Annotated in this window: 29 protein-coding genes, 2 pseudogenes and 1 riboswitch; of the genes and pseudogenes, 17 read left to right on the top strand and 14 right to left on the bottom strand. The window is 46.2% G+C overall.

What is annotated here, in order from left to right; translation table 11 throughout:
* The 6 genes from argC to M0696_RS06150 all read right to left on the bottom strand — a co-directional run bounded on the left by argC (position 1) and on the right by M0696_RS06150 (position 4652).
* Entirely contained in the window at positions 1 to 1038 is a 1038-nt protein-coding gene (gene argC / locus M0696_RS06175; RefSeq protein ID WP_166853649.1) for an N-acetyl-gamma-glutamyl-phosphate reductase, read from the bottom strand.
* Between the two features lie 204 nt (positions 1039 to 1242).
* Complete coding sequence (locus M0696_RS06170; RefSeq protein ID WP_217501490.1) at positions 1243 to 1782, bottom strand: MFS transporter; 540 nt, start codon at positions 1780 to 1782, stop codon at positions 1243 to 1245.
* Entirely contained in the window at positions 1782 to 3212 is a 1431-nt protein-coding gene (locus M0696_RS06165; protein ID WP_248602602.1) for an FAD-binding oxidoreductase, read from the bottom strand. The genes M0696_RS06170 and M0696_RS06165 overlap by 1 nt, the downstream gene beginning before the upstream one ends.
* A 61-nt stretch (positions 3213 to 3273) precedes the next feature.
* Positions 3274 to 3444 (bottom strand): YqaE/Pmp3 family membrane protein, encoded by a 171-nt coding sequence (locus M0696_RS06160; RefSeq protein WP_003232996.1) that lies wholly within the window; start codon positions 3442 to 3444, stop codon positions 3274 to 3276.
* 68 nt (positions 3445 to 3512) lie between these two features.
* Positions 3513 to 3821 carry a metal-sulfur cluster assembly factor gene (locus M0696_RS06155; RefSeq protein WP_003224525.1) on the bottom strand — a complete coding sequence of 103 codons (309 nt, stop codon included), beginning with the start codon at positions 3819 to 3821 and terminating at the stop codon, positions 3513 to 3515.
* A 63-nt stretch (positions 3822 to 3884) separates the two neighbouring features.
* Positions 3885 to 4652, bottom strand: a complete 768-nt coding sequence (locus M0696_RS06150; protein ID WP_166853651.1) for a prolyl oligopeptidase family serine peptidase — start codon at positions 4650 to 4652, stop codon at positions 3885 to 3887.
* 120 nt (positions 4653 to 4772) lie between these two features.
* On the opposite strand from M0696_RS06150, the gene yitU reads away from it, so the two are divergent.
* The 3 genes from yitU (at position 4773) to M0696_RS06135 (ending at position 6040) form a co-directional block, all read left to right on the top strand.
* Positions 4773 to 5585, top strand: coding sequence for a 5-amino-6-(5-phospho-D-ribitylamino)uracil phosphatase YitU (gene yitU / locus M0696_RS06145; protein WP_222142584.1), 813 nt, complete (start codon positions 4773 to 4775; stop codon positions 5583 to 5585).
* Between the two features lie 104 nt (positions 5586 to 5689).
* Positions 5690 to 5842 (top strand): hypothetical protein, encoded by a 153-nt coding sequence (locus tag M0696_RS06140; RefSeq protein ID WP_003224519.1) that lies wholly within the window; start codon positions 5690 to 5692, stop codon positions 5840 to 5842.
* Positions 5843 to 6040, top strand: a complete 198-nt coding sequence (locus M0696_RS06135; protein WP_162101973.1) for a DUF3813 domain-containing protein — start codon at positions 5843 to 5845, stop codon at positions 6038 to 6040.
* Positions 6041 to 6070: 30 nt separating this feature from the next.
* On the opposite strand, the gene M0696_RS06130 is transcribed toward M0696_RS06135, so the two are convergent.
* Together M0696_RS06130 and M0696_RS06125 are read right to left on the bottom strand one after the other, a co-directional pair.
* On the bottom strand, positions 6071 to 6526 hold the full coding sequence (locus M0696_RS06130; RefSeq protein WP_069149352.1) for a BsuPI-related putative proteinase inhibitor: 456 nt from the start codon (positions 6524 to 6526) through the stop codon (positions 6071 to 6073).
* Positions 6527 to 6544: 18 nt separating this feature from the next.
* Entirely contained in the window at positions 6545 to 7387 is an 843-nt protein-coding gene (locus M0696_RS06125) for a YitT family protein (protein ID WP_003224514.1), read from the bottom strand.
* A 136-nt stretch (positions 7388 to 7523) separates the two neighbouring features.
* On the opposite strand from M0696_RS06125, the gene M0696_RS06120 reads away from it, so the two are divergent.
* Positions 7524 to 8375, top strand: coding sequence for a DegV family protein (locus tag M0696_RS06120; RefSeq protein ID WP_248602601.1), 852 nt, complete (start codon positions 7524 to 7526; stop codon positions 8373 to 8375).
* 41 nt (positions 8376 to 8416) lie between these two features.
* On the opposite strand, the gene M0696_RS06115 is transcribed toward M0696_RS06120, so the two are convergent.
* Positions 8417 to 8668: a DUF3784 domain-containing protein gene (locus M0696_RS06115; protein ID WP_428830223.1), complete on the bottom strand. Its 252-nt coding sequence runs from the start codon at positions 8666 to 8668 to the stop codon at positions 8417 to 8419.
* A gap of 150 nt (positions 8669 to 8818) precedes the next feature.
* Positions 8819 to 9716 (bottom strand): annotated as a pseudogene (locus tag M0696_RS06110) (CvfB family protein).
* A gap of 98 nt (positions 9717 to 9814) precedes the next feature.
* Here M0696_RS06110 and M0696_RS06105 point away from each other — a divergent pair.
* From M0696_RS06105 to M0696_RS06075, 7 genes are all read left to right on the top strand, one after another.
* Positions 9815 to 10306 (top strand): YajQ family cyclic di-GMP-binding protein, encoded by a 492-nt coding sequence (locus M0696_RS06105; protein WP_019713929.1) that lies wholly within the window; start codon positions 9815 to 9817, stop codon positions 10304 to 10306.
* Between the two features lie 107 nt (positions 10307 to 10413).
* Positions 10414 to 10531: riboswitch (SAM riboswitch) on the top strand.
* Positions 10532 to 10621: 90 nt separating this feature from the next.
* Positions 10622 to 12460, top strand: coding sequence for a bifunctional homocysteine S-methyltransferase/methylenetetrahydrofolate reductase (locus M0696_RS06100; protein WP_248602599.1), 1839 nt, complete (start codon positions 10622 to 10624; stop codon positions 12458 to 12460).
* Between the two features lie 90 nt (positions 12461 to 12550).
* Positions 12551 to 13000, top strand: a complete 450-nt coding sequence (locus tag M0696_RS06095) for a GNAT family N-acetyltransferase (protein WP_248602598.1) — start codon at positions 12551 to 12553, stop codon at positions 12998 to 13000.
* Positions 13001 to 13004: 4 nt separating this feature from the next.
* Positions 13005 to 13862, top strand: a complete 858-nt coding sequence (locus M0696_RS06090) for a GNAT family N-acetyltransferase (RefSeq protein ID WP_222142579.1) — start codon at positions 13005 to 13007, stop codon at positions 13860 to 13862.
* A 111-nt stretch (positions 13863 to 13973) separates the two neighbouring features.
* Positions 13974 to 15242 carry an MFS transporter gene (locus M0696_RS06085; RefSeq protein ID WP_222142578.1) on the top strand — a complete coding sequence of 423 codons (1269 nt, stop codon included), beginning with the start codon at positions 13974 to 13976 and terminating at the stop codon, positions 15240 to 15242.
* A gap of 8 nt (positions 15243 to 15250) precedes the next feature.
* Positions 15251 to 16366 (top strand): mandelate racemase/muconate lactonizing enzyme family protein, encoded by a 1116-nt coding sequence (locus M0696_RS06080; protein ID WP_248602597.1) that lies wholly within the window; start codon positions 15251 to 15253, stop codon positions 16364 to 16366.
* A gap of 95 nt (positions 16367 to 16461) precedes the next feature.
* Entirely contained in the window at positions 16462 to 17091 is a 630-nt protein-coding gene (locus M0696_RS06075) for a YitT family protein (RefSeq protein ID WP_222142576.1), read from the top strand.
* 44 nt (positions 17092 to 17135) lie between these two features.
* Here the strand turns inward: M0696_RS06075 and M0696_RS06070 are convergent, their stop codons facing one another.
* Both M0696_RS06070 and M0696_RS06065 read right to left on the bottom strand, forming a co-directional pair.
* Positions 17136 to 17894, bottom strand: coding sequence for a phosphosulfolactate synthase (locus tag M0696_RS06070; RefSeq protein WP_166853664.1), 759 nt, complete (start codon positions 17892 to 17894; stop codon positions 17136 to 17138).
* Complete coding sequence (locus M0696_RS06065; RefSeq protein WP_166853665.1) at positions 17891 to 18577, bottom strand: 2-phosphosulfolactate phosphatase; 687 nt, start codon at positions 18575 to 18577, stop codon at positions 17891 to 17893. Before M0696_RS06065 ends, M0696_RS06070 begins: the two co-directional genes overlap by 4 nt.
* 190 nt (positions 18578 to 18767) lie before the next feature.
* On the opposite strand from M0696_RS06065, the gene M0696_RS06060 reads away from it, so the two are divergent.
* The 3 genes from M0696_RS06060 to cysC all read left to right on the top strand — a co-directional run bounded on the left by M0696_RS06060 (position 18768) and on the right by cysC (position 21365).
* Positions 18768 to 19481 carry a phosphoadenylyl-sulfate reductase gene (locus M0696_RS06060; RefSeq protein ID WP_166853666.1) on the top strand — a complete coding sequence of 238 codons (714 nt, stop codon included), beginning with the start codon at positions 18768 to 18770 and terminating at the stop codon, positions 19479 to 19481.
* 112 nt (positions 19482 to 19593) lie between these two features.
* A complete protein-coding gene (gene sat, locus M0696_RS06055) occupies positions 19594 to 20769 on the top strand; it encodes a sulfate adenylyltransferase (RefSeq protein WP_166853667.1) in 1176 nt (391 codons plus the stop codon).
* On the top strand, positions 20766 to 21365 hold the full coding sequence (gene cysC / locus M0696_RS06050) for an adenylyl-sulfate kinase (RefSeq protein WP_222142575.1): 600 nt from the start codon (positions 20766 to 20768) through the stop codon (positions 21363 to 21365). Before sat ends, cysC begins: the two co-directional genes overlap by 4 nt.
* Positions 21366 to 21392: 27 nt before the next feature.
* Here the strand turns inward: cysC and M0696_RS06045 are convergent, their stop codons facing one another.
* Positions 21393 to 22199 carry an alpha/beta fold hydrolase gene (locus M0696_RS06045; RefSeq protein ID WP_248602596.1) on the bottom strand — a complete coding sequence of 269 codons (807 nt, stop codon included), beginning with the start codon at positions 22197 to 22199 and terminating at the stop codon, positions 21393 to 21395.
* Between the two features lie 204 nt (positions 22200 to 22403).
* On the opposite strand from M0696_RS06045, the gene M0696_RS06040 reads away from it, so the two are divergent.
* Entirely contained in the window at positions 22404 to 23042 is a 639-nt protein-coding gene (locus tag M0696_RS06040; protein ID WP_248602595.1) for a pentapeptide repeat-containing protein, read from the top strand.
* A 7-nt stretch (positions 23043 to 23049) separates the two neighbouring features.
* On the opposite strand, the gene pdxR is transcribed toward M0696_RS06040, so the two are convergent.
* On the bottom strand, positions 23050 to 24498 hold the full coding sequence (gene pdxR / locus M0696_RS06035) for a MocR-like pyridoxine biosynthesis transcription factor PdxR (RefSeq protein WP_166853671.1): 1449 nt from the start codon (positions 24496 to 24498) through the stop codon (positions 23050 to 23052).
* A 79-nt stretch (positions 24499 to 24577) separates the two neighbouring features.
* On the opposite strand from pdxR, the pseudogene M0696_RS06030 reads away from it, so the two are divergent.
* Both M0696_RS06030 and M0696_RS06025 read left to right on the top strand, forming a co-directional pair.
* Positions 24578 to 25227, top strand: a pseudogene (locus M0696_RS06030) (LysE/ArgO family amino acid transporter).
* 49 nt (positions 25228 to 25276) lie between these two features.
* Entirely contained in the window at positions 25277 to 25786 is a 510-nt protein-coding gene (locus tag M0696_RS06025; RefSeq protein WP_222142571.1) for a DinB family protein, read from the top strand.
* Positions 25787 to 25808 lie beyond the last annotated feature (22 nt).

The raw sequence follows: 25808 nt of genomic DNA, 5'->3' as shown, positions 1-25808 counted from the left end.
CTATGGATATATTGGCGTCATGGTGAGTCCAGTCTCTTCATTCCAGCCATTCATCAAATTAAAGTTTTGCACAGCCTGACCGGCGGCACCCTTCATTAAATTATCGATTACCGAAACGATTGTGACTCTGTTCGTTCTCTCGTCGAGGGTAACGGCGATATCACAGAAATTACTGCCGTACACTTCCTTCGTTTGCGGATACTGCCCTTTTGGCCTTACTCTCACAAAATATGAATCTTGGTAAAATTCCGAATATAAATCATGCAGGTCATCTGCCGATAGACCAGAGGTTAATTGTGTATATATCGTCGCCATGATGCCTCTTGTCATCGGAACCAAATGAGCCGAAAATGTAATAGGCCCGAGCCCCGGCTGCCATTCTTGCAGCGCCTGTTCAATTTCCGGCGTATGCTGATGTTCATTGACTTTATAAATTTTAAAATTGTCGTTCAGCTCAGAAAAATGAGTTCCCATGGATGCTTTTCTTCCCGCTCCGGAAACACCAGTCTTTGCGTCAACGATAACGAAAGATTCATTGAGCAGTTTCTTTTGAGCCAATGGCGCGAGGCCAAGCAAAACAGCAGTTGGAAAACACCCCGGATTGGCGATGAGTTTCGCCTGTTGAATTTGCTTTTGATTCAGTTCTGCCAGACCGTATACCGCCTCATGAATCACTTCCTTCGGCGCCGCAGTCCGTTTATACCACTTTTCATATTCAGCAGGCTCTTGTATCCTCAGATCACCTGACAGATCAATAACTGGAATTCCCGCATCTGCCAGCTGCGGAGTCAATTCACTTGATACTCCGGGCGGTGCGGCAAGAAACATGATATCTATTTCGTGTTTGATCGTATTCATATCAATCGGCTTCAGCTTCTGATCAGCTAAGCCAGTTAGATGAGGATAAACCTCACTATAGACATTCCCTTCTCCGCTGGATGAATAAAGTATACATTCCTCTGCATGTGGGTGATGTGAGAGAATCCTGACAAGTTCGGTGCCGCCATATCCTGTAGCGCCTACAATTCCTATTTTCAAAACAAGTTCACCTTCTTGGTCTTTGTGAAATTATTTAACATTATAACATGAATAAAAATTAATTCAATCGTATATTTAATATTTTTATTCATTTATAAATTTTCTGTTCAATAAAAAATCCATTCGAAAAAAACGACAATGTTTCATCAGAAAACGTTGATCTGCCGCCTTATTTCAGCCACGTAAAAAAACAGGCTGACCGCGTCAGCCTGTTTTCATCATCATCAATCCGCTCAAAAAATAAAGAATAGAGCTTGCATAAAAAATCATTTGCACTGTGAAAAAGTCGGCGAGAAAGCCGCCGAGCATAATGGCTGCTGCTGAAAAGACAGCTGTCCAAAAGTGGTAATTCCCAATCTTCTTTCCGCGCTCTCCGCCGTCTGTAAAATCGGCGATCAGCACTTTTTCTCCGTGCTTTTGCATCGCTCCAAAGAGCCCTAACAGCACTTGGACGATATACATTTGAACGACGCTTCCAATATGCGGGACATACAAAAGCAGCACGGCCATGCCCCAAGAGTTTGCAAGCAGAAAATAGCGGCTGTCGAGCCTTTCAGACAGCCGTCCGAGCAGCGGATAAATGAGCGCTCCGCTCAGCCCGAACAATCCGTAGGAAAAACCGAACTGCGTGTAGCTTGAACCGATGTTTTTCACAAACAGGATATAAAACGGAAAGATTAAGCTGCTTGCGAAGAACACGCTGCTTTGTGATAATGTCAGCCATTTTAATTTGTTTTTCCCCATTATTTATACCTCTGATAAAAGTAATTCATAAAGCGCTCATCCGGGTCATACGTTCGTTTTTTCTGAAAAAACGATTCGCTTTTCGGATATGCCTGTCTCATTTGCGCTTTTGTCTGGTAAGTCATATACGGCAAATAATAGCTGCCGCCGTGCTTGATGGCAACGTCTGTCATGCGCCTGATAATCCGGGCAGTGTCTGCCTGGCCTTCTTTTGAAAAGCCCTCATTTATCAAAAGCACGAGTGAAAACATATCATTCTTCGCATAGGAAAGCTCGGCTTTTTCATTTTTCTGTACGTAGCGGATCGTAATGTTCAGCAGATTTAAGTCCTCGGCCGACAGCGTTTGTCTCAGGTCATCAATATATGACGTATACTCCTTCACCGGCACAAAGTATTCTTGCAGAACATCTGTGTTGTCATTGCTTTCATATTCGAGAAATTTTGATTCTGACCGCATGACGTTATTGCGTGAGACCTTTGTGCCGTTTTGGCTCTGAAAATAGGATTGCTGCGTGTTCCACAGCCAATTTCTTCCCCATTCATATCGTCTTGACAAGCCGAGTGCAAACTTTGTTACCCCCGTATACTCGTCTTCTTTGAGATCACTGTATGATGATAGCTGATCCTGATGATCAGCCAATTCATAATTCGTTACATACATGTCTTCCAGAAATCCTTTTTTCGCTGTTGAAATTCGCGCCAGATGCATTCGTACATCCGGATTTCCTTTTACGTGCTTTGTAAAATAGTCTGAGTATACACTGTAATTCATTTTTTCAGTCTGCATGACATACAGCTCATCATCCGTCAGCTCAAGCGTTACATCAAGAATCACGCCAAAAAGGCCGTACCCTCCAATGACTGCTGTAAACAAATCATCTTTTGGAGTAACGGTAACGATCGTTCCATCAGCTTTTAAAAGCCGAAATGATTTGACTGTATCAATCAGCGAGCCGTAGCGGATATCACGTCCGTGGGCATTGGCGCTGAGAGATCCTCCAATTGTAAAAATGTTTTGTGACTGCATGACTTTTACCGCGAGTCCGTATGGATTCACGTATTTCTGAATGTCATTCCATGTCGCGCCGCTTTGCACTCTGATGGTTTTCTGCTCTAGATCGAGCGACAGGATTTTATTGTAGCCTGTCATGTCGAGAACGATGCCGTCCTCATAATATGTATGGCCGCCCATGGAGTGCTGGGCCCCGGCGATCGAGATTTTTATGTTTTTTCGATTTGCTTCTTTGACCGTGTCAATCAGCGTCTCCTCTTCCTGCCCTTTCACTGTCTGCTTAATTTTCACAGGCATCAGGCGGCTGACATCCGTCATCTCGCTTATGTCTGTTTTTTGATCTGAGTGCACAGAGTACGCAAACAGGGCCGCATACGCGCCTGTACAAAGCGCGAATGCAAGCAATTTCTTTTTCATGGCGCTCTCCCTGCTGTTTTTTATGATCATTATACCATGTCTGCGCCCTCATTTTTCCAGATTATCTTCTTGCCCGTTTTTCGGCACGCCGGTCGGCGACGATAAAGCAGGCGTGAATCGCACCCGGCAGCCAAAAGATACAGGTCAATATGAGATTCAGCAATGCCTGAAACGGTTTTCCCGAAAACAAAACAGCGAGCGGCGGGCATAGGACAGCAAGCAGGTACATCATTTTACCTCACTCCTTTCAGTTGTAAAAAAGGACAGCCTCACAGTAAGGCTGTCCTCTTTTGTTTTGTTTTATTGAATGCCAAGCGCGATTTTCGCGTATCTGGACATTTTGTCTCTTGTCCAAGGCGGATTCCACACAATGTGAACCTCCGTCTCTTTTACTTCAGGAATGTCCGCTAACGCTTTTTTCACTTCATCAACGATAATCGGCGCTAACGGGCAGCCCATTGATGTCAGTGTCATCGTAACGTGCGTTAAGCCGTCTTCATCCATATCAACATCATATACCAAACCAAGGTTCACGATATCAACGCCAAGCTCAGGATCGACAACCTGTTCCAGGGCGCCCATGATGTTTTCTTTTAATGCTTCTTCCACGTTCCCTCACTCCTTTTTTCTACAGTATAACGTAAATACAGCCTTTGTTCACACCTTTGTGCTTTATAAGTGCGTATCAAACCATTCAATCGTTTTTAACACAGCTGTCCGCGGGACTTTATGGTCAGCGTGTTCATCTCCGATAAATTGGAGGCGTTCCGGCTGTTCGCTGTAATGGGATTTGATCGTGTCATAAAATTTCCGGGTCGGCGCGTAAGGCACGACTTTATCTTTTGCGCCGTGCCAAAATAGTAGCGGGCGCTGGCGCAGTCTCTCCGGCTGAAGGCTGAGATCCCGCAATTCGAGACGTTTCATCAGCTCCTCTACTTTTTCTTCCGGCACATCGATATCAATGCCCTGAGATTGAATATGGTCAATCTGCTGCTGAAACAGTTCTACATAATTCGGGCTTCCCATCAGGCTGACGCCGGCTTTTATCCAATCATAAGCAGTCAATGCGCCAAGCGTTGTGATACCTCCCATTGATGTGCCTGCGAGGCCGATGCGGCCGCTGTCTATCAGGCCCTCTTTTTCAAAGTGGGTTTTGAGTACGCCGATCTCTTCAATCTCGTTGAGGACGATGTCCCAAAAATGGCCGGCCAGCTCTTCAACTGCCATTTCTTCTCCCCGTTCACCATGGTGCAGAGCCTCCGGCAGAACGGCTCTAAAGCCCTTCTCCGCAAGCAGATAAGCAATATGAAGGTTGTGTTCCTTCGCGCTTGTAAAACCATGTATAAAGATCACGAGAGGAACAGCGCGGTGCCTGTTCTCTTCCTTTACAATATGTAAAAACGGAATACCGGAAACGGTTTGATTTTCAATTTGAATCACAATGTGCCCCTCCTTAGGATAACCATAATCATAAGTGTAACATGTAGACAATAAAGATGGTAAAAAGCTACACTGTAATTAAGGCAAAACAAGCAAATTCTAAGGTTAAAGGAGCTTTTCATGGAGACAAAACCCTATTTAATCGCATTAGATTTAGATGGAACGTTATTAAAGGATGATAAAACCATATCGGAAAACACCCTTCGGACGATACAGCGCCTAAAAGATGACGGGCATTATGTCTGCATCTCAACGGGCCGTCCGTACCGTTCAAGTTCCATGTACTACCAGCAGATGGAGCTGACAACGCCGATTGTCAATTTTAACGGGGCGTTTGTCCATCATCCGCAGGACGACAGCTGGGGACGGTATCATACCTCGCTGCCGCTTGATGTTGTCAAACAGCTAGTGGATATCAGTGAGAACTACAACGTACATAACGTGCTTGCTGAAATCATTGACGACGTGTACTTTCATTACCATGATGAGCAACTGATTGATGCCTTTAACATGAACACAACGAATGTCACGGTGGGAGACTTGCGGGAAAACCTCGGTGAGGATGTTACGTCCGTGCTCATTCATGCAAAAGAAGAAGATGTGCCGGCCATACGCTCCTATTTATCAGATGTGCATGCCGAAGTGATTGATCATAGAAGATGGGCCGCACCGTGGCACGTCATTGAAATTATTAAAAGCGGCATGAACAAAGCGGTCGGCCTGCAGAAAATCAGTGATTATTACGGTGTGCCGAGGGAGCGGATCATTGCTTTCGGAGATGAGGATAACGATTTGGAAATGCTTGAATTCGCAGGCTGCGGCGTTGCGATGGGAAATGGAATTGACGAGGTCAAGCAGATTGCCAACCGAACAACGGCTACAAATGAAGAGGACGGCGTGGCAAGATTTTTGAAAGAATATTTCTCACTTTAAAGACCAGCTTGTATTAATTTTTCCCACTCATAAACCTTACTTCGCCCCACCATACTATTGAAGACGACTCATCTCGTCAAAGTATGGAAGGGGGCAGTCTCAAAATGGGTAAACGAAGCAAATCCAGAAGGTTTATTCACCAGGGTAAAGACTCCATCGGGCTACACGCCGCAAGATTTCCATATCGGTCTACTTTAGAAGAAGCTCACCAGCATGCCGCGGCACGAGACTCGGCTGAAAGGCAGTATGAATATTAAATGAGAAATGAACTGTTCCAGCAGGCAAAATCATTTGTTCAACAGGCTGTCATGGTGACAAACGGTTTTGAGGAAGGCGATCAGGAGCAAGCAATTCTGAGAGCCAAAAACGCCGTATCTTCTGCGTATGCCAACTCGACAGATGCGGAACGTCACCAGCTCCATCAATTTCAGGATCAACTGGACAAACTGCAATAAAAAAAGGCTATGGCGAATCGCCATAGCCTCTTATTTGACTTCAAACTGCTGAACGGCTTGAACCTGCTTGAGATTCTCTGCTCTGCCCTTAAATGTCACCTTCACCTCGTAGGTTCCCGGCTCAGGGACTTCCTTCCACACATCAGAGAAATCATATGTTTCTCCAGGTTCTAGTGTCAGGTTTTGAAAAGCTTGCGTAAACATTTTGTCTTTCGAATAACGGTATCTTTCTTTGTGCTCAGAATCATACACGACAAGTTCAAATTTTTGTCCTGTGCTGAATTGAAACTCGACAGCACGTTCGCTTTGGTTCTTCAGCGACATGTTAAACTTGATTTGTTCAGGCTCCTGAATTGCGTCAACAGATAAAACAACCTCTTGATTCTCCATTCCGCCTGATACCTCCTTATCGGGTTCTGTCTGCTCATCTTTCCCGCAGCCTATCAAAAGCAGCACGGGCAGGAGCATCACAAGCAGCCGTTTCACGACTTCCACCTGCTTTCGTCAGTCTTTTCTAAAGAATCCAAAAATCCCTGTCGTTTGAACAATGTTCGTAAATGCTTTCGGATCAACTTCTTTGACGATCTTCTCTAAATCGTACAATTCGTACCTTGTGATGACGATAATCATCATTTCTTTCTGTTCGTTCGTAAAAGCTCCTTTGGCCGGAACAGTTGTGATGCCGCGCACCATTTTTCCGTAAATGGCTTCTTTGATTTCGTCCGCTTTTTTCGTCACGATCATCGCCGTGAGCTTCATATGGCGGGTGTGAATGGCGTCGATCACCCTAGTTGTCACATACAGTGTTACCAGGGTATATAATGCTTTCTCCCAACCTTGCAATAATCCTGCCGTCAAGATGATAATCCCGTTCAGAATGAAGAAATATGTGCCGACGGGTTTATCCTTCCACTTTGCAAGCACCATGGCGACGATATCGAGCCCACCTGTCGAAGCGCCGTATTTTAATGTTAAGCCGATACCGACCGCTGAAATGACGCCGCCGAACACCGCGTTCAGCAAAATATCATGTGACAGGCTTGTTTCCGGCAGGATCCCCATAAACACAGTAGTGAGTGCGACACTTAAAATGCTGTACACCGTAAACGATTTGCCGACTTTCAGCCACCCTAAAATACCGACCGGAATGTTTAAGAGGAACAAGAGCGTTCCCGTCGATATGTAAAAGGGGGCATATTGAACAATGACGCTTGATAAAAGCTGGGCGACACCCGTAAATCCGCTGGCATATACATCTGCCGGAATCAAAAATAAGTTCAGCCCGGCCGCATTGAGTAAAGCGCCGATGATGACGATGAGTAATTTTTTTGTTTGATCTAGTACCATGGCATGTTCCTCCGCTCTTTCTTCTTTATATGTTTTCCCTTAAAACAAATATTTGAACACGATTTTGGCAAATTAATATGATATAGTTGGCTTAACTCTTGTGATAACGAGCGATAACGGAAAGAAGGGAAGCAATATGACAGTTCATCTCATCGCTGACAGCGCCGCCGATCTGCCACGTTCTTATTTTGAAGAAAACAACATCGGCTTTATTCCGCTCAGAGTTTCTCTCGGCGATAAAGAATACGAAGATGCAGTCACGATTGATGCGGATCAAATATTTGAAGCGATGCAAAATGGAGAAACGCCTAAGACGTCCCAAGCCTCACCGCAAACGATTAAAAATGTGTTTTTGCAATATGCCGAAACAGGTGATCCCGCTCTTTACATTGCCTTTTCCTCAGGCCTCTCCGGCACGTATCAGACAGCTGTGATGATGGCCAATGAAGTGAAGGAGGAATTCCCTGGTTTCGATTTACGGGTCATTGATTCCAAATGTGCTTCATTAGGATACGGCCTGGCTGTCCGGCATGCTGCCGATCTCTGTATCAACGGGAATACAATACAAGAAATTGAAACGTCTGTAAAGAACTTTTGCAACCAGCTTGAGCACATTTTTACTGTTGATGATTTAACGTATCTCGCAAGAGGCGGCCGAATCTCCAAAACGTCCGCTTTTGTCGGCGGCCTGCTGAATATTAAACCGCTGCTTCAGATGGAAGACGGCAAGCTTGTGCCTCTGGAAAAAATCCGCGGACAGAAAAAACTTTTCAAACGAATCATCGAACTAATGAAAGAACGCGGTGATGATTGGGGCAATCAAACCGTGGGGATCAGCTACGCTGCGAACGAAGAAAAAGCCATTGACATGAAAGATTTGATTGAAGATGAATTCAAGCCGAAAGAGATCATCATGCATCCAATCGGTTCTACGATCGGCTCGCACGCCGGCCCCGGCACATTAGCCGTATTCTTTTTAAGAAAATGAGCAAACAAAAACCTCCAGACATTTGATATATGCTGGAGGTTTTATATTAATTTTTTATTTACATAAATGATAACTCCAGCTCCATATGCTAAAATCATTGGCGGAATCAGCTGATCTTGTCCTTGGAATGAGATAAAACCGTTTAAAAGAATAAAGATCCCTGAATTTAGAAAAAAGTATCCCGCAATTCTAGCCAGACGGTCTTTGTCACGTATCCGGGATTCACGGAAACCGGACAATATCCATGTTTGCTTTTTAATTCCTGCCATATAAGCAATCCAAAAGAAAAGCATCGCAATCAAGATCAATAAAAAATCGATGCGAATGTACACGACATCTCCCCCTATCTTTTTACTGACAAAACAATCTGTCTCCTAATGATACGTAACAGAATTTTATTTGTGAAGTTTTTATATAAAAAAATAGAGGGCCTGTACGGCCCTCTATTTTTTCTCGTATGTCCATCCGTCTTCCTGATACACTTTTCCGTTTTTCATCAAATGGCCAAGCGCGCGCTTAAAGGCGGCTTTGCTCATGTTAAAACGTTCTCTGATATCGTCAGGCTGGCTTTTGTCGCTGTACGGCATAGCGCCGTTTCTTGTTCTCATATACGTTAAAATGTACTCGGCATCCACAGACAATGCATCCTGTTTTCTCGGGAGCAGCGACATGTTGACTGAGCCGTCTTCTTTTACTTGAATCACCCGTCCCGTGATTCTTGAGCCGAGTCTTGGTTCCTCTTTTCTTTCTGACGGATGGATAAAACCGCGGATACCATCGTCTGTGATGATAAATGAACCCGTTGCGATTAATCTGTACACCGTACCTGTCAGCTCTTTATTCATCAGATCTTCTGAAGCGTCGGTAAACAGTTCGCTTATAATATCCTCCGGTGCTGGTTTGGCAAACATGCGCCCCCGATTCGTCACTTTGAGCATACAGTAAAGTTTATCCCCTTTTTGCGGCCAGACCTCCTCGTATGGCGGCAAATGCTCAGTTGCAACAAGCGCGTCCTTAGATAAGCCAATATCAACGAAAACGCCCATATCTTCCACTTTATCCACCACTTCGACCCAGCCGTACTCATCAGCGCTGATGACCGGAATTTTCATCGTAGCCGCAAGTCTTTCCTGCTGGTCGACATATATAAAGACCTCTACCTCATCCCTGTCTTCGATATCCTCAGTTATTTCACTGTTATGTAAGAGAATCGTATCTTCTCCGTCGGTTAAAAAGTAACCGAAGTCAGTTTGGTGATCTATACTCAAGGTTAATTGCTGCCCTGGTCTCATGCTATCGTCCTTCCTGTTCCGCTTATTTTTATGCGGATTCTGTTAACATTTTTTCCAATCATCACAAATTGATTCTTTGTTCTGTTGGAAGTTTCTCTTTATTCTACTATAATCGACACATAAGTTAAATGTTATGGAGGTTTTCATATGGCAAAAGAAAGTTCATTCGATATTGTATCCCAGGTGGAATTGCCAGAAGTGCAAAATGCGATTCAAATTGCGCTGAAAGAAATCAGCACACGCTATGACTTTAAAGGAAGCAAAAGCGACATTTCGTTAGATAAAGAGGAGCTTGTTCTCGTTTCTGATGACGAATTTAAATTAAGCCAGCTCAAAGATGTGCTGGTCAGTAAATTGATTAAACGAAACGTGCCGACAAAAAATATTGATTACGGCAAGGTTGAAAGCGCGTCAGGCGGAACGGTGCGCCAGCGTGCAAAGCTTGTTCAAGGCATTGACAAGGACAACGCCAAAAAAATCAATACCATCATCAAAAACTCCGGACTGAAAGTAAAGTCTCAAGTGCAGGATGATCAAGTGCGTGTCACCGGAAAAAACAAGGATGACCTGCAGCAGATTATCACAGCAGTACGGGGCGCAGATCTGCCAATTGACGTTCAATTTATAAATTTCAGATAAATTTTCTGAATCCTATTGATTATTGTCTTTATTTTCGGTAAATTTGGAGAAAGGGAAAACGCCAGGCATCTTTTGGCAGCTCCTGAACATGTAAAATTTCATATCCGTTCTTATCAAGAGAAGCAGAGGGACTGGCCCGACGAAGCTTCAGCAACCGGTGTAATGGCGATCAGCCATGACCAAGGTGCTAAATCCAGCAAGCTCGAACAGCTTGGAAGATAAGAAGAGACAAAATCACCGACAAAGTCTTCTTCTTAAGAGGACTTTTTTTATTTCTCTTTTTTCCTTGCTGAATGTGAATAAAGGAGGCAGACAATGGGACTTTTAGAAGATTTGCAAAAACAGGTGTTAATCGGCGACGGCGCCATGGGGACGCTCCTCTACTCCTACGGCATTGACAGATGCTTTGAGGAGCTCAACATTTCAAAGCCGGAGGAAATTCAGCGCATACATAAAGCGTACGTTGAGGCTGGAGCCAACATCATTCAAACTAATACGTACGGGGCCAATTATATTAAATTATCCAGACACGGGCTTGAGGATGACATCAAAAAAATGAATCAGGAGGCGGTAAAAATCGCGCGGGCTTCAGCAGGCGATGCGTACGTGCTGGGGACGATGGGCGGCATCCGCACCTTTAATAAAAATGCGTACAGCCTTGACGAAATCAAACGCAGCTTTCGCGAGCAGCTGTACCTGCTGCTGCATGAGGAGCCGGATGGGCTGCTGTTAGAAACGTATTATGATTTGGAAGAAGCCCGTGAAGTGCTGAAAATCGCGCGCAAAGAGACTGACCTTCCGATTATGCTTAATGTCTCCATGCATGAGCAAGGTGTACTGCAGGACGGAACACCGCTTTTTGAAGCATTGCGATCGATTGCGGATCTCGGAGCTGATATCGCCGGCATTAACTGCCGGCTCGGCCCTTATCACATGATTGAAGCGCTTAGCGAAGTGCCGATTTTTGATGATGTGTTCTTATCAGTTTATCCGAACAGCAGTCTCCCCTCGCTTGAAGAAGGCCGGCTCGTCTATGAAACAGACGACACGTATTTTCAAAACAGCGCGTCAGAATTCCGCAAGCAAGGCGCACGGATTATCGGCGGCTGCTGCGGCACCACGCCGAATCACATCCGGGCGATGGCGGAAGCGATTGGCGGGCTTGCTCCGATTACAGAAAAAGAAGTCAAAACCCGGCCTAAGGAATTCATTTCTGTTCAGGATGAGCGCACAGAACCGGGCCTGAATGAGATCGCAGCGGTAAAACGCTCCATTATCGTAGAGCTGGATCCGCCGAAAAAATTGAGCTTTGACAAATTTCTGTCCGCCGCTGCTGAATTAAAAGAAGCGGGAATCGATGCCCTAACGCTCGCTGACAATTCCCTAGCGACCCCGCGGATCAGCAATGTTGCCTGCGGCGCCCTTGTGAAGCAGCAGCTTGATATGCGCTCTCTTGTCCATATTACGTGCCGTGACCGAAATATTATCGGCTTGCAGTCACACTTAATGGGTCTTGATACGTTAGGGCTGAATGACGTGCTGGCCATCACGGGCGACCCTTCTAAAATCGGGGATTTTCCGGGTGCCACGTCTGTTTATGATTTAACATCCTTTGATTTAATCAGGCTGATCAAACAGTTCAATGAAGGGCTGTCCCTGTCTGGAAAGCCGCTTGGCAAGAAAACGAATTTCTCAGTCGCAGCCGCATTTAATCCTAACGTCCGCCACCTGGATAAAGCGGTAAAACGGCTGGAGAAAAAAATAGATTGCGGCGCCGATTATTTTGTTTCACAGCCTGTCTATTCCGAACAGCAGCTTGTCGATATCCATAACGAAACAAAGCATCTGCAGACGCCGATCTATATCGGAATTATGCCGCTTACTAGCAGCCGGAATGCTGAATTCATCCACAATGAAATTCCGGGCATTAAGCTGTCTGACTCTATTCGGGAAACAATGGCCCTCGCCGGTGAAGACAAAGAGAAGCAAAAAGCGGAGGGCCTTGCAATTGCACGCTCTCTGTTGGATACGGCATGCGAGCTGTTTAACGGCATCTATTTGATTACGCCTTTTCTCAGATCTGACTTAACTGCTGAGCTCACTTCTTATATCCAGCAAAAAGATGAGCAGCGACAAAATATCTATTTGCATTAATTCCGATAAGACTGCCTGAATCAATCGGGCGGTCTTTTTTAATAGGATTCGTGTTACGATATAGAAAATCGGTATATGAGGAGGAACATCATGCTCGAAGTCAAAACCATTTCCGCGGAAGATACATACGAAATCCGGCATCGTATCCTGCGTCCCCATCAATCCATCGAACAATGCAAATATGAACAAGATCATGCAGAAGGCGCTTTTCATCTCGGCGCGTTTTATGAAGGAACGCTGATCAGCATCGCTTCTTTTTTCCCTCAAAAACAGCCATTAATAACGGCCTCCTCCGCATATCGGCTGAGAGGCATGGCAACACTTGAAGGATATCGCGATCAAAAAGCCGGAAGCACGCTGATCAAATACGCGGAGCAAAAACTGGCAGATAGAGGCGTACAGGCGGTCTGGTGTAACGCAAGACACTATGTCAAAGGCTACTACGCAAAGCTCGGCTGGGAGGAACTAGGCTTACCGTTTGAGATTCCCGGCATTGGCACTCATATTGTGATGTACAAAACACTCGGAACAGGCAGGTGATCTTATGGACGTAATGGATGAGCTGATTGAGCTTCATGAAGAGCATGCATCCGGTCTATTGCGACTTTGCAGGCAAGCCGGGTGGCCGGATTATGGCGAACAAGAGCTGACACTTCTTGTCCAACAAGGACGCTTTTTCGGTTATCAAAATGTCCGCGGAGACATCATCTCTTGCATCGGCTTGTTTTTGTTTGGCCGTCTTGCTTCTATTGGACTCGTCATCGTGGACAAAGAATACAAACGGCTCGGTCTAGGGCGGCGGATGGTAAACGCGTGTATCAGCCAAACGGATGAAAGCACCGCCATCAGGCTTTGTGCTACAAAAGAAGGTTTGCCGCTTTATGAAAAAGCAGGTTTTCATTCGGCTGGTTCAGTCCGAAAGTACAGCTGTCACAGTTTTCGACCGATCGAAACGCAAAATCGCCTTGATGCTGAACTGTCATCCTTCAGAGAACAAGACTTTCAAGAATTAGCTGCAGCCGATCTGACAGCCTTTGGCGGAGATCGATCAAACCTTTTGCAGCAGCTTATTTCTACCTCAGAGGAATGCGTCATCGCCAGAAACAATGAGGGACATCTGGTTGGCTACGGCCTATCTGTACAGACACCTGCCAATCTGAAATTCGGCCCCATCATCGCCCCATCATCAGACGTTGCTGCACGAATTATCAACAGGCTGGCCGCAGGCAAACAAGGTCCGATGCGCATCGATATACCGGCTGAACACACATCTTTTCATGACAGGCTGTTAGAGATGGGATTTCATTCAGACGCAGAGCTTCCGCTTATGCTTTACCAGAAAAAGATGTTTCCGGACCAAAATGGACACTTATATGCGTTGATTTCACAGGCGCTCGGTTAACCCTCCTTTTTCCCGAACAGGTATTTTCTGTTCGGTTTTTTGCTGTCTAAACGTTGAATAAACGAAGCTATCAGGGACATTCTAAGCAGAAGAAAAGGAGTGTGCTCTGAGATGGAATCATCAAAACAAAATAACGGAATGACGATTGTCGCAATCGGTTCAATCCCGTTAATATTAACACTTGGAAACTCAATGCTTATTCCGATTTTGCCAAAAATGAAATCTGAACTTCATTTATCACAATTTCAAGTCAGTCTCGTGATCACAGTATTTTCCTTGATTGCGGCGTTTGCGATTCCGATTGTCGGTTATCTCGCTGACCGATTCTCAAGGAAAGTCATCATTATCCCTTGCTTAATTTTGTATGGTGCCGGCGGCTTGTTAGCCGGGTTTGCGGCAGGTTTTTTTGACAATGCGTACCCTTGGGTCATGGCAGGACGGGCGCTTCAGGGAATCGGGGCAGCCGGGACCGGCCCGATCGCCATGGCACTGACGGGGGATCTGTTTAAAGGCGCCCAGGAAAGCAAGGTACTCGGTCTCGTTGAAGCTTCAAACGGCATGGGGAAAGTGCTTTCACCGATCATAGGCTCGCTTATCGCCCTGCTTGTCTGGTATGGCGCGTTTTTTGCCTTCCCGGTATTTTGTATCATTTCGATCGTGCTGACTTGGATTTTTATTAAAGAAAAGAAAAAGGAAAAAGAACCGCCCCCGATCGGAAAATATGCAAAAGGGCTGTTAAGTGTTTTTAAACATGAAGGCAGATGGCTGTTTACCGCTTATTTAGCCGGAGCGACCTGTTTGTTTACTTTGTTCGGCATCCTGTTTTATCTATCAGATGTCTTGGAGAAAACATACGACACCGACGGCGTCAAAAAAGGCTTGATTTTGGCGATTCCGCTTTTGGTCATGTGTGTGACGTCTTATACAACCGGAAGCAAAATCGGGCAAAAGCAATCGTTAATGAAAAAGCTGATCGTTCTTGGATTGGCGTTCATGACGGTGTCTTACGCTGCACTATCATTCATTGAGAATCTGGTCCTTTTCATCAGTGTTCTCGTACTGAGCAGCGTCGGTTCAGGACTTGTTCTGCCTTGTGTGAACAGCTTTATTACCGGGGCTGTCGGCAAAGAAAGACGGGGATTTGTGACCTCGCTGTACGGATCAGTGCGTTTCTTAGGGGTGGCGATTGGGCCTCCGATTTTCGGCCGCTTAATGCAATGGTCCAGACCCGGCATGTTTTTGAGCATTGCGGGATTGACGTTTGTTGTCGGCATTCTCGTGATTTTACTGATCCATGTGAATCAAAACAAAGAAGAAACAAAAGAAAAAGAAGATCCTAAAATGGCTGGCAATCGGCTTCAACCAGCCGAGGAAAGGTAGTATCCAGTTTGAAAATCGAACGGGTTGAGACCTTTCCGCTTTTGTACCGATTAGAAAAGCCGTACGGAGACGCAAACGGATTTAAACGGTATCGCACTTGCTATCTCATCAGAGTAGTCACCGAAAGCGGGATTGACGGCTGGGGAGAATGCGTTGATTGGCTCCCTGCTCTCCATATCGGTTTTACCAAACGGATCATTCCCTATCTTTTAGGAAAACAGGCCGGCAGCCGCCTGCCATTAGTGCGCACGATTCAAAAATGGCACCAGCGCGCGGCCTCCGCTGTAAGCATGGCGCTAACAGAAATCGCGGCCAAAGCTGCCGATTGTTCTATTTGCGAACTATGGGGCGGGCGGTACAGAGAAGAGATCCCTGTATACGCCTCATTCCAATCATATTCAGACCATCCGCAATGGATCAGCCGGTCGGTTTCCAATGTAGAAGCCCAATTAAAAAAGGGCTTTAAGCAAATCAAAGTCAAAATCGGCGGGACTTCATTCGAGGAAGATGTCCGGCACATCAATGCGCTGCAGCATACGGCCGGCAGCTCCATTACGATGATTCTGGACGCCAACCAAAGCTACGATGCCGCTACAGCTTATAAATGGGAACGATATTTCTCAGCATGGACAAATATCGGCTGGTTTGAGGAGCCTTTGCCCTTTGATCAGCCGCAGGATTACGCTTTGCTGCGCAGCCGTTTATCTGTTCCTGTTGCCGGTGGAGAAAACATGAAAAGCGCGGCAAAATTTGCCCCTCTCCTTTCACAGCGCTGCTTGGATATCATTCAGCCCGATGTCATGCATGTCAACGGGATCGATGAGTTTCGGGACTGCCTCCAGCTCGCGCGTTATTTTGGCGTCAGAGCGTCCGCCCATGCATATGACGGATCGCTTTCACGGCTCTATGCCTTATTTTCGCAAGCCTGTCTGCCGCCGTGGTCTAAAATGGAGAAAGATCAAATTGAACCGATCGAGTGGGACGTCATGGAGAATCCATTTACAGACCTCGTCAGCCTTCAGCTTTCAAAAGGAATGGTTCACATTCCGAAAGGAAAAGGCATTGGAACAGAAATCAATATGGAGATTGTTAAACGCTACAAGTGGGATGGTTCAGCATATTAAGCTGAGCCATTTCTTTATTTGCAGACATAAATGATGGACAGCCTCATAAAATGGAAACAGCGGACAAGTCTTTTCATAAAGGAGCAAATGACTTAATGGCTGAACTGCTGATGAAAGTAAAACTCACGTTTATGATTGTCGTAGGCGGCGTACTACAGGGACTCGGCATGTCCTTATTTTTATTTCCGCATGATATTCCGACAGGCGGGGCAGCAGGTATTGCGGTGCTATTGCATTATCTGTTTGAAATTCCCCATGGGTTTTCAGTGTGGGCTGTGAATGTATCGATGCTTTTTACCGCCTTAAAATGGCTGGAGATGAGAACATTCACCGGCACCCTCGCTTCGATTACCGTCACCTCTGTCTCGGTATTAATCTTTGATGCGGTTTTTCCGGATATCACATCAAACCTGTGGATTGATCTTGCAAGCGGCGCTGTGTTATTGGGACTCGGCATCGGGCTTTTATACAAATATAAAATTTCAAACGGAGGATTCGGGGCTCTTGCTCTGATGATTTCCATCTACCGCGGCGGGAATCCCGGTACAATCCTGCTGATCATGAATTGCATCATTTTTATGGTGACTGCGTCTATTATTGCCTGGGGCATTGTCATTCAAGCCCTGATATGCCAAGTCATATCGACAAGAGTCATCGACTTCATCTATAACATCCGTCTGACTTCACTCCCCTATCTCACGCCTATGTACCGCCATAAAAAATAATAGGCAGAGGCTCTCTATAAGGCGAGAGCCCCGAAGCCGCGGTTTTACAAATAAAAGGTATCGGATCTTAGCCCTAAGCGCAGCGTCTCTAACGCGATCGCATCATGAAATGGGATATTGGCCAAATTCACATTCGGCCCGATCTTTTGAATAAACCCTTGCTGGAGCGTTTTGTTCGGCGCTTCAAAAATCAGCCGAGTGATATCAATATCCGAGGAAATGATATCATCAACGATTTGAAACCGGACATCGCCGCTGCTGGAACAGATCCCTCCTGTCCCGCTTTCCCTTGCCTCCGTAATCACTTTTTCCGCGCCCGCTTCCATATCCTCAATGATATACTCAAGCCATTCCTCAGAGCTTTGCCGGCTTGCCAATTCAGCATCCTTGCTGCCCACCTCGCTAAGCACAAGAAATTCATCAGAAAAATCGGCAATGTAAGCCGCTTTCTCTTTATTCGTCATCGGAAGCGTGCCGTTTGAAATCTCAATATATTCACAGCCGAAATAGGTGCAGTACCGATGAAATTCATTCACTTTTTTCTGGCTTACATACTTCTCAAACAATGTACCGCCAAAGAAAAATTTAATGTCATGCTCTTTCAGCGTGCTGATTTTTTCTTCAAGATCTTTCGTAAGTAATGATGTGCCCCAGCCGAATTTCACAAAATCAATATAGTCGGACGCTCCGGCTATTACATCTTTGAAAAATTGCAAGGGATATCCGTTATCGATTAAAATGGTCTGCCCGGTTTCTCTCGGTTTGCTTGTTCTCACTGGCAATTCTAGTGAAAAATCATTCATATTATGACCCTCTCTATCGTTGGAACTTCTCTTTCTTGTTTCACTTTCATCACGAAATCGCCTGTTAGTTCTTTTGTACAGTACGTGATATCTTCCGGATCAAACAATGGCTGGCTGCGGTCAAAAAATTTCTCCGCAACAGATGAGCGTTTTATTCTTTCAATCGACTCCGCAGCGGTTACAGCATTTGTCCCTTCGATGATGCCTTTAATATACTCCGCACACGCCATGTCGTCATCACCTGACGGGTGGGAAGCAACAATGTTCATGACACTATCCTTTGCGGCGAGAGTTTTCACATGCTCTGCCGTTGTTCTGGCGTTGGAAAATCCAGTTACAAACAGATGCTTGGCGTTCAGGGCCCCTAACGCCGCTGTGACGCCGTTTGTTGTTTTCTGGATCAGGCACTTATCCGCCATATCCTGTTCCGCCATGCGTTTTGGAGAATTATCCAAATCAAATCCGCTGATTCCGACCCCCTTTTCCTCTCCCGTCAATACGTATTCCGGATAAGTGTCTTTCAGCGCAAAGGCTTCCTCTGCTGTTCCGACCAATAAAATCTCTTTCGCCCCGCCGATAAACGCATAATGGGCGACCGTAAAGGCTCTGATGACATCAATGACGATGTTAATATCCGCCGGGGCAGGCGAATGATGATTCCCCTGATAAATGGTAATCGGCATAATACCTCTCCTTGGGCATAAAACCAGTTTGCTTAAAAGCATATTCAGCTGGTCTCTTAATGGTTCCGTTCCTCATTTTAGGCGGGTGCCGCACCTAAAAACCCTGAACCTTTATGCAAAAAATGAATAGTCTGCCTATAACTCGATCAAATAGATAAAAAAACAGACAGATGCAAACGGGGGGAAAACGTTGAACGAACAAATCATCACATATGACACATGGAACCACACGCTGTCCAAACAGATAACGGATCAATTGATCGATGAGCTTGATGTGTTGAAATGGGCTTACCGAACATACGGGGAAAAGATTGTGTACGCGTGCAGCTTTGGCGCAGAAGGAATGGTGCTTCTCGACCTCATATCAAAGATCAACAAAAACGCGCACATCATCTTTTTGGATACAGGGCTGCATTTCCAAGAAACATATGAGCTGATCGAGACCGTCAAAGAGCGATATCCGGGATTGACAATCCAGTTACTCGAACCCGAGCTGAGCTTAAAAGAACAGGAGACACAATACGGCGGTGAGCTGTGGAAGCATAACCCGAATCTATGCTGCCAATTGCGGAAAATCGAGCCGCTGAAAAAACACCTGTCCGGCATGACAGCTTGGATTTCAGGGCTGCGCAGGGAGCAGTCGCCTACGAGAAAGCATATTCAATACGTGAATCTGGATCAGAAGTTTAAGCTCATCAAAATTTGCCCGCTCATCCACTGGACATGGAATGACGTTTGGACGTACATCCGCCTGCACAATTTGCCTTATAACAAACTGCACGATCAACATTACCCGAGCATAGGCTGTGAAATGTGTACATTGCCTTCCTCGGACCCGGACGATGAGAGGGCGGGAAGATGGGCCGGACGGGAGAAAACAGAATGCGGCCTGCATCAAGAATAATGTCCGGCATGCCCATGCTTTGGGAATGAAATGATGTTGAGTCGCTGCCTTGACGTTTTAATCAGCGCACAAAAAAAAAACAAAGGAAACGTAAAAATGGAGGTTGAACACGTTGAATGGAAGCGAGCCCCATGGAGGGGTGTTAATCAACCGCTGCGATCCCGCATGCCATTTTGAAGGGTGCACGTGCGAAGCGGAGCTGGATCAGCTTGCACTGAGCGACCTGGAGCTTATCGCGATCGGCGGCTACAGCCCGTTAACTGGTTTTTTGGGAGAAAAAGATTATTATTCTGTTGTAAAAGAGATGAGGCTGGCAAACGGCTTGCCGTGGAGCCTGCCGATTACGCTGCCTGTCGGAGAAGAAACAGCAAACAAACTGTCTTCCGGAGATCGCGTTAAGCTTGTGAAAGACGGCGTCACCTACGGCATGATGACAGTCACTGATATCTACCAGCCTGATAAAACACAAGAATCACTGTCTGTTTTTAAAACAAACGATCCTGCCCACCCAGGCGTGAAAAAGTTGTTGGCGCGTCCGGATTACTATATCGGAGGGCCTATCGTTGTCAGCCGCCTTCCCGACAAATCCTTCGAACAGTTTTACGCAGCGCCCGCAGAAACACGAGCGGCCTTTAAAAAGCTCGGCTGGAAAACGATTGTCGGTTTTCAAACCAGAAACCCTGTTCACAGAGCGCATGAATACATTCAAAAAACAGCGTTAGAAACGGTCGACGGTCTGCTGCTGCACCCGCTTGTCGGAGAAACGAAGTCAGATGATATCCCGAGTGATATCAGAATGGAAAGCTACCAGGTTTTGCTTGATCACTATTATCCAAAGGATCGTGTCATGTTATCGGTTTTCCCTGCCGCCATGCGGTATGCAGGTCCGCGGGAAGCGATTTTCCATGCGCTCATCCGCAAAAATTACGGCTGCACCCATTTCATTGTAGGCCGTGATCACGCGGGTGTCGGCAGCTATTATGGAACGTACGACGCGCAACATATTTTTCAATCATTCACAGAGGAGGAGCTGGGCATCAAACCGCTGTTTTTCGAGCACAGCTTTTACTGCCGAAAATGCGGAAACATGGGCACCTCGAAAACATGTCCGCACAGCCAAAGAGACCACATCCACTTATCCGGCACAAAAGTGAGAGAGCTTCTCCGCAACGGCAAAAAGCCTCCTAAAGAATTCAGCCGGCCTGAGGTCGCAAACGTTCTGATCAAGGGTCTTCAGCAACAGCCCGTTGCCATCCAGATCCAGCATAACAGCGGGGGATTGCAATGAATCACAATCCAAACATCATTTGGCACCCTGCTGCAATCACAAAGTCTGACAGACAGACCTTAAACGGACACAAAAGCTGCGTTCTCTGGTTTACCGGTCTGTCCGGCTCAGGAAAATCGGTGCTTGCCAATGCCGTTGATGAAAAACTGTACCGAATGGGCATTCAGAGTTATGTGCTCGACGGCGATAATATCCGCCACGGCTTAAACAAAGATCTTGGTTTTCAGACTGAAGACAGGATTGAAAACATCCGCCGGATCGGAGAAGTGGCGAAGCTGTTTGTCGAGAGCGGTCAAATCATTTTAACAGCGTTTATTTCTCCATTCAGAGAGGACCGGGACATGGTCAGAGCACTCTTTCCTGAAGGAGAATTCTTCGAAATGTATGTAAAGTGCCCGCTGCATGTTTGTGAACAGCGCGATCCGAAGGGACTTTATAAAAAAGCGCGAAACGGAGAAATCAAACATTTCACCGGGATCGATTCTCCGTACGAATCGCCGCTTTCACCCGATTTCATCATTGAATCAGACCAGATATCTATTTCCGACGGAGCTGATTTGATCATTACAGAACTGCAAAGCAAAGGAATCATATAAAAAACCCGATCAATATCGGGTTTTTTCTTATGATTTGGCAAACTGCGCAATCAAACTGTTGATCTTCTCTTTTTCTTCAAAAAAAGCTCCGTGCCCGCTGTTTACAAACGGAACCAATTCCGACTGTTTGATGCCGCGCTTCAATTCTTTCGCAAAATCAAACGGCGCAATTTTATCCTTTCTCCCATGCAGGATCAGCGTCGGCACCTTGATTGAGGCAAGATCCTTTCTGAGATCCTCATCTCTTAATGCGATACCCGAGTGGATCGTCCCGTAGGAGGAGGCCTCCAGCATCAGATTGAGAAACCACTGCCTGAACTCTGGTGACACTTTTTTCTCAAAAAACTGCTGCCCTAAATCAGCCAGTGTTTTTGGCCGATCCGTTTTGAATTGTTCAATCATATCGTCAATATCCTGCTTCCTCATACCGTACGGATAACCCGGGCGTTTTGTGAATGCGGGTGCCGCTGCAGACAATAAAATCAGCTTATCAATATCGGCTCCGTTATGCCTTGCCAAATAACGGATTGCAATTGCGCCGCCCATCGAAAAACCGGCAAGAACCGCGTTCTCAAGCTGCAGCGTATAAATGACTGCCTTCACATCATCGGCCATCGTGTCATAATCATAGCCTTCCCACGGGCGGTCCGACTGCCCATATCCCCGTAAATCAATGCCAATGAAACGAAATCCTCTTTTCGGAAGCTCATTCATTTGATATTCAAACATCTTATGATTCAACGGCCACCCGTGTAAAAAGATGATCGGCCTTCCATGTCCGATATCCTCTACAAACAGTGTCACATGCTCCTCGGTTTTGACGTAATGCCCCATTCCGCACTCCTCCTGTTCCCTTTTCTTTCCCGGCCTGTATACGCCTTGACGTACAGGAAGCTTTCCATTTATGCTAACAAAACAAGCGGGCTGCTATACCAAGAAAAGGCTCTTCACGATTTACTATATGTATCAATTTCCATAACGATCTATTAAATTGATCCCGGAGGCTTCTGGTTTTCGGGCAGCAAAGGATGTCATCGCATGAATAAAATAGTGATTCAAAAACCGCACATACCGGAAAACCTGCAAACTGCAGATTTTCATGAAACCGTAACTCAGGATGATGTGGTCAGTATGCATTTGTTTGAAGATTGTACAATCTGCGGCGAAGAAATGGAAAGACTTTGTGTGGAAAAAACGATATTCAGAAATGTCGTATTTATCGATGTGTCTTTCCGGCATATTGAACTGACCGATGCGATCTTTGAAAAATGTGATTTGTCAAACGCCGATTTCAGCGGGGCTGTCATTCACAGAACTTCCGTTAAGCAATCAAAGATGGTTGGAATGAATGTGGCGGAATCAACGCTGCGGAATGTTTCATTCGAGGAGTGCCATGGACATTTCAGTTCATTTTCGTACTCAAATATGAGACAAGTTCGATTTGATCACTGTGCCCTTATGCAAAGTGAGTGCAGCAATATGACGCTCCAGCAAACACACTTTGACGGGTGCGAACTGGGAGGCGCCAGCTTTTTTGGCACGTCCCTTCAAAACATGGACCTCAGCACCTGCCGTTTTGAACAGCTTCATGTCTCCCTCGACAAATTGAAAGGCTGCAAAATTGCGCCGGAGCACGCGATTGCTTTCGCCAGGGCGCTGGGGGCTGTCATTATATAACAAACGCTTACATCAGGCGGCGGGCTGTATCGGCTGCCGCTTTAATGCCTGTTTCCAAATCCGTAAGAGACGCATAGGAATACGACAGCCTGATGCTGTTTCGATCTTCGCCGTCATAAATGGAACCGGGATTCACCAGCACCTGCTGTTTCAGCAACTCATGAAAGAAACGGCTGACAGGCAGGGTTTTGTGAAATGTCACCCAAATATAAAAGCCTCCGGCGGGAATGCGCCACGCCGCGATGTCTCCGGCATACTGCTTAAGAAAATGAATTGCCGCGTCTCTCCTTTGTTTTAGCACCCTTCGTATCCATGTCAGATGCTCTTCATAATACCCCTGTGACAGCCATTCGGCGGCAGCCCACTGGGACAGGCCGCTCGATCCGTAGTCTGTCTGCATTTTAATGTCCGCCAGCCTTTCAATGACTGGCTCCGGTCCGGCTAGCCAGCCGATTCGAAGGCCGGGGCTAACCGTTTTTGAAAAAGTGCCCAGATACAGAATATTGCCCTCATGATCCATTGCTTTTAAGGGGTGCGGCGGTTTTTCTTCAAACCACAAATCACCGTACGCATCATCCTCAATGATCGGCAGCTGCTCTTTTTTTGACAGGTCGATGATCTCTTTCCGTCGCTGCTCTGACATGACAGTGCCTGTCGGATTATGGAACGACGGAATGGTGTAAAGCAGCTGTCCTCCATATTGTTTTCGAAAAGAAGAGACAAGCCCCGCTTTGATTCCTTCCTCATCCAAAGGAAAGCCGCGAAGCCGCATCCCCGCTGATTGAAACACATGTAAAGATTGAAGATAGGACGGCTTTTCGGTCAAAATGACAGAACCTCGTTTTAAAAGCCCGACCGAGATGAGCTGAAGTGCCTGAAGTGCGCCGGACACTATTAAAATCGCTGACGGTGATACATGGATCTGCTTGCCTTTTAAATAGTCCGCCACCGCCTCCCTCAGCTTAAGATTTCCTTTCGGCTGCTCGTATCCTAAAGACAGGGCGTGCGGATTCATCTGCTGTAACATCCGGCGCATTGTGTCTTCCGGAAGCAGATCTGGTGAAAGCTCTCCTGTGCCTAATCTGATGATATCCGCTCTTGGTTCGTTTTGGTTAATCTCCTGAATGATAGAAGAATTTGGGTGATGAATACCGGAACGGACGTAATTGCTCCAATCGAGCGGAGGCTCAGCCGCCAGCACGCTCCAAGTACTGTTTACAACCTTCGTTCCGCCTCCTCTTCTCCCCTCTAACAGGCCTTGAGACGTGAGTTCATCAATGGCTGCTGTTACTGTGCTGCGATTGACTTGAAACATGTCGGCCAGCGTTCTCTGTGAAGGGATTTTCGTCCCCACAGCCCACTCTCCGTGAAGAATTTTGTCTTTCATGTATTGTTCAATCTGCCGATGCAGCGGAATATCCGAATCCCGGCTTGGCTGCCATTGCGACATAGTCATGCCCCCTTATTTTACATTATACATTTGGCCGGTTCTAAACCCAACCAAATGGCCGGAGACATGATAGAAAATCTCCCTTATGATTGAAAAAAAAGATGTAAAGGGAGTTTTTTCAGCATGAATGCAATTATTCACGGAGTTGTGCTTGCCTTTGGCTTAATTTTGCCGCTGGGAGCGCAGAATGTATTTATTTTTCAGCAAGGAGCGTGGCAAAGGCATATTTGGCGGGCATTCCCCGCCATCATCAGCGCTTCTGTCTGCGATACCCTGCTAATTGTTTTAGCTGTTGCAGGGGTATCTGTCATCGTGCAGCAGCTGCCTGTGTTTGAGACAGTTATGATGGCAGGCGGATTTTTATTTCTCCTCTATATGGGCTGGGTGACTTGGAACAGCCGTCCGAAAGCAAACCAAAATGTGAAAAATACGTTCACAGCTAAAAAACAAGCTGCGTTTGCGGCCGCCGTTTCTCTTTTAAACCCACACGCTATTCTGGACACGATCGGCGTCATCGGCACGAGCTCACTCCAATATTCTGGGCTTGAAAAATGGCTCTTTATGGCCGCCTGCATCGCTGTCTCTTGGTGTTGGTTTATCAGTCTTGCGATAGCGGGCCGGCTGTTTCAGACGATAGATACGAGCGGCAGGCTTATGCTGATCATAAACAAATGCTCTGCAGTGGTGATGTGGGCAGCAGCAGGATATTTCGGGGCATCGCTCTTCAGCAATTGAAGGAATAACAATTGAAACAGCGAATGTCTTAGAAAAGGAGGCAATGCTGATGACTGATGCAAAACAGTTTTATGACTACCATTCCTGGGCGAACAAGCGAATATTTAACCATATCGAAAACCTGCCGGAGGAAACCGCTTATCAAGAAGTAAAGAGCGTATTCCCTTCTGTCAGCCACGTGCTGCTTCATATGTGCAGGGCTGACTACATTTGGCTGAACGTTCTTTCGGAAGTTGCCTACCAAGAGATCATAGACAGCGTAGGCAAATTCGAGTCCGCGCAAGGTGATATGACAGCGATTAAACAGCATGCTTCCGAGTTGGAAGCACAGTATCATGATTTCTTCAGCCGCCAGATGGACTTGGAACAGACCTTCTCAATGAAACATCCGAAACTCGGTACACTGGAGACAACTTATGCAGACATCATCCTGCATGTCGTCAATCACGGCACTTATCACAGAGGGAACGTGACCGCAATGCTGAGGCAGCTTGGCCATACAGGTATACCTACTGATTATATGTACTATTTATATGAAAAGAGCGAAAGCAAGGGCTAAACTGTCCTTGCTTTTTTGATAT

Source organism: Bacillus rugosus (assembly GCF_023238245.1).
GTDB lineage: Bacteria > Bacillota > Bacilli > Bacillales > Bacillaceae > Bacillus > Bacillus rugosus.
The sequence above is the reverse complement of the archived record's forward strand: the minus strand, read 5'-3'. Positions and strand labels throughout refer to the sequence as shown.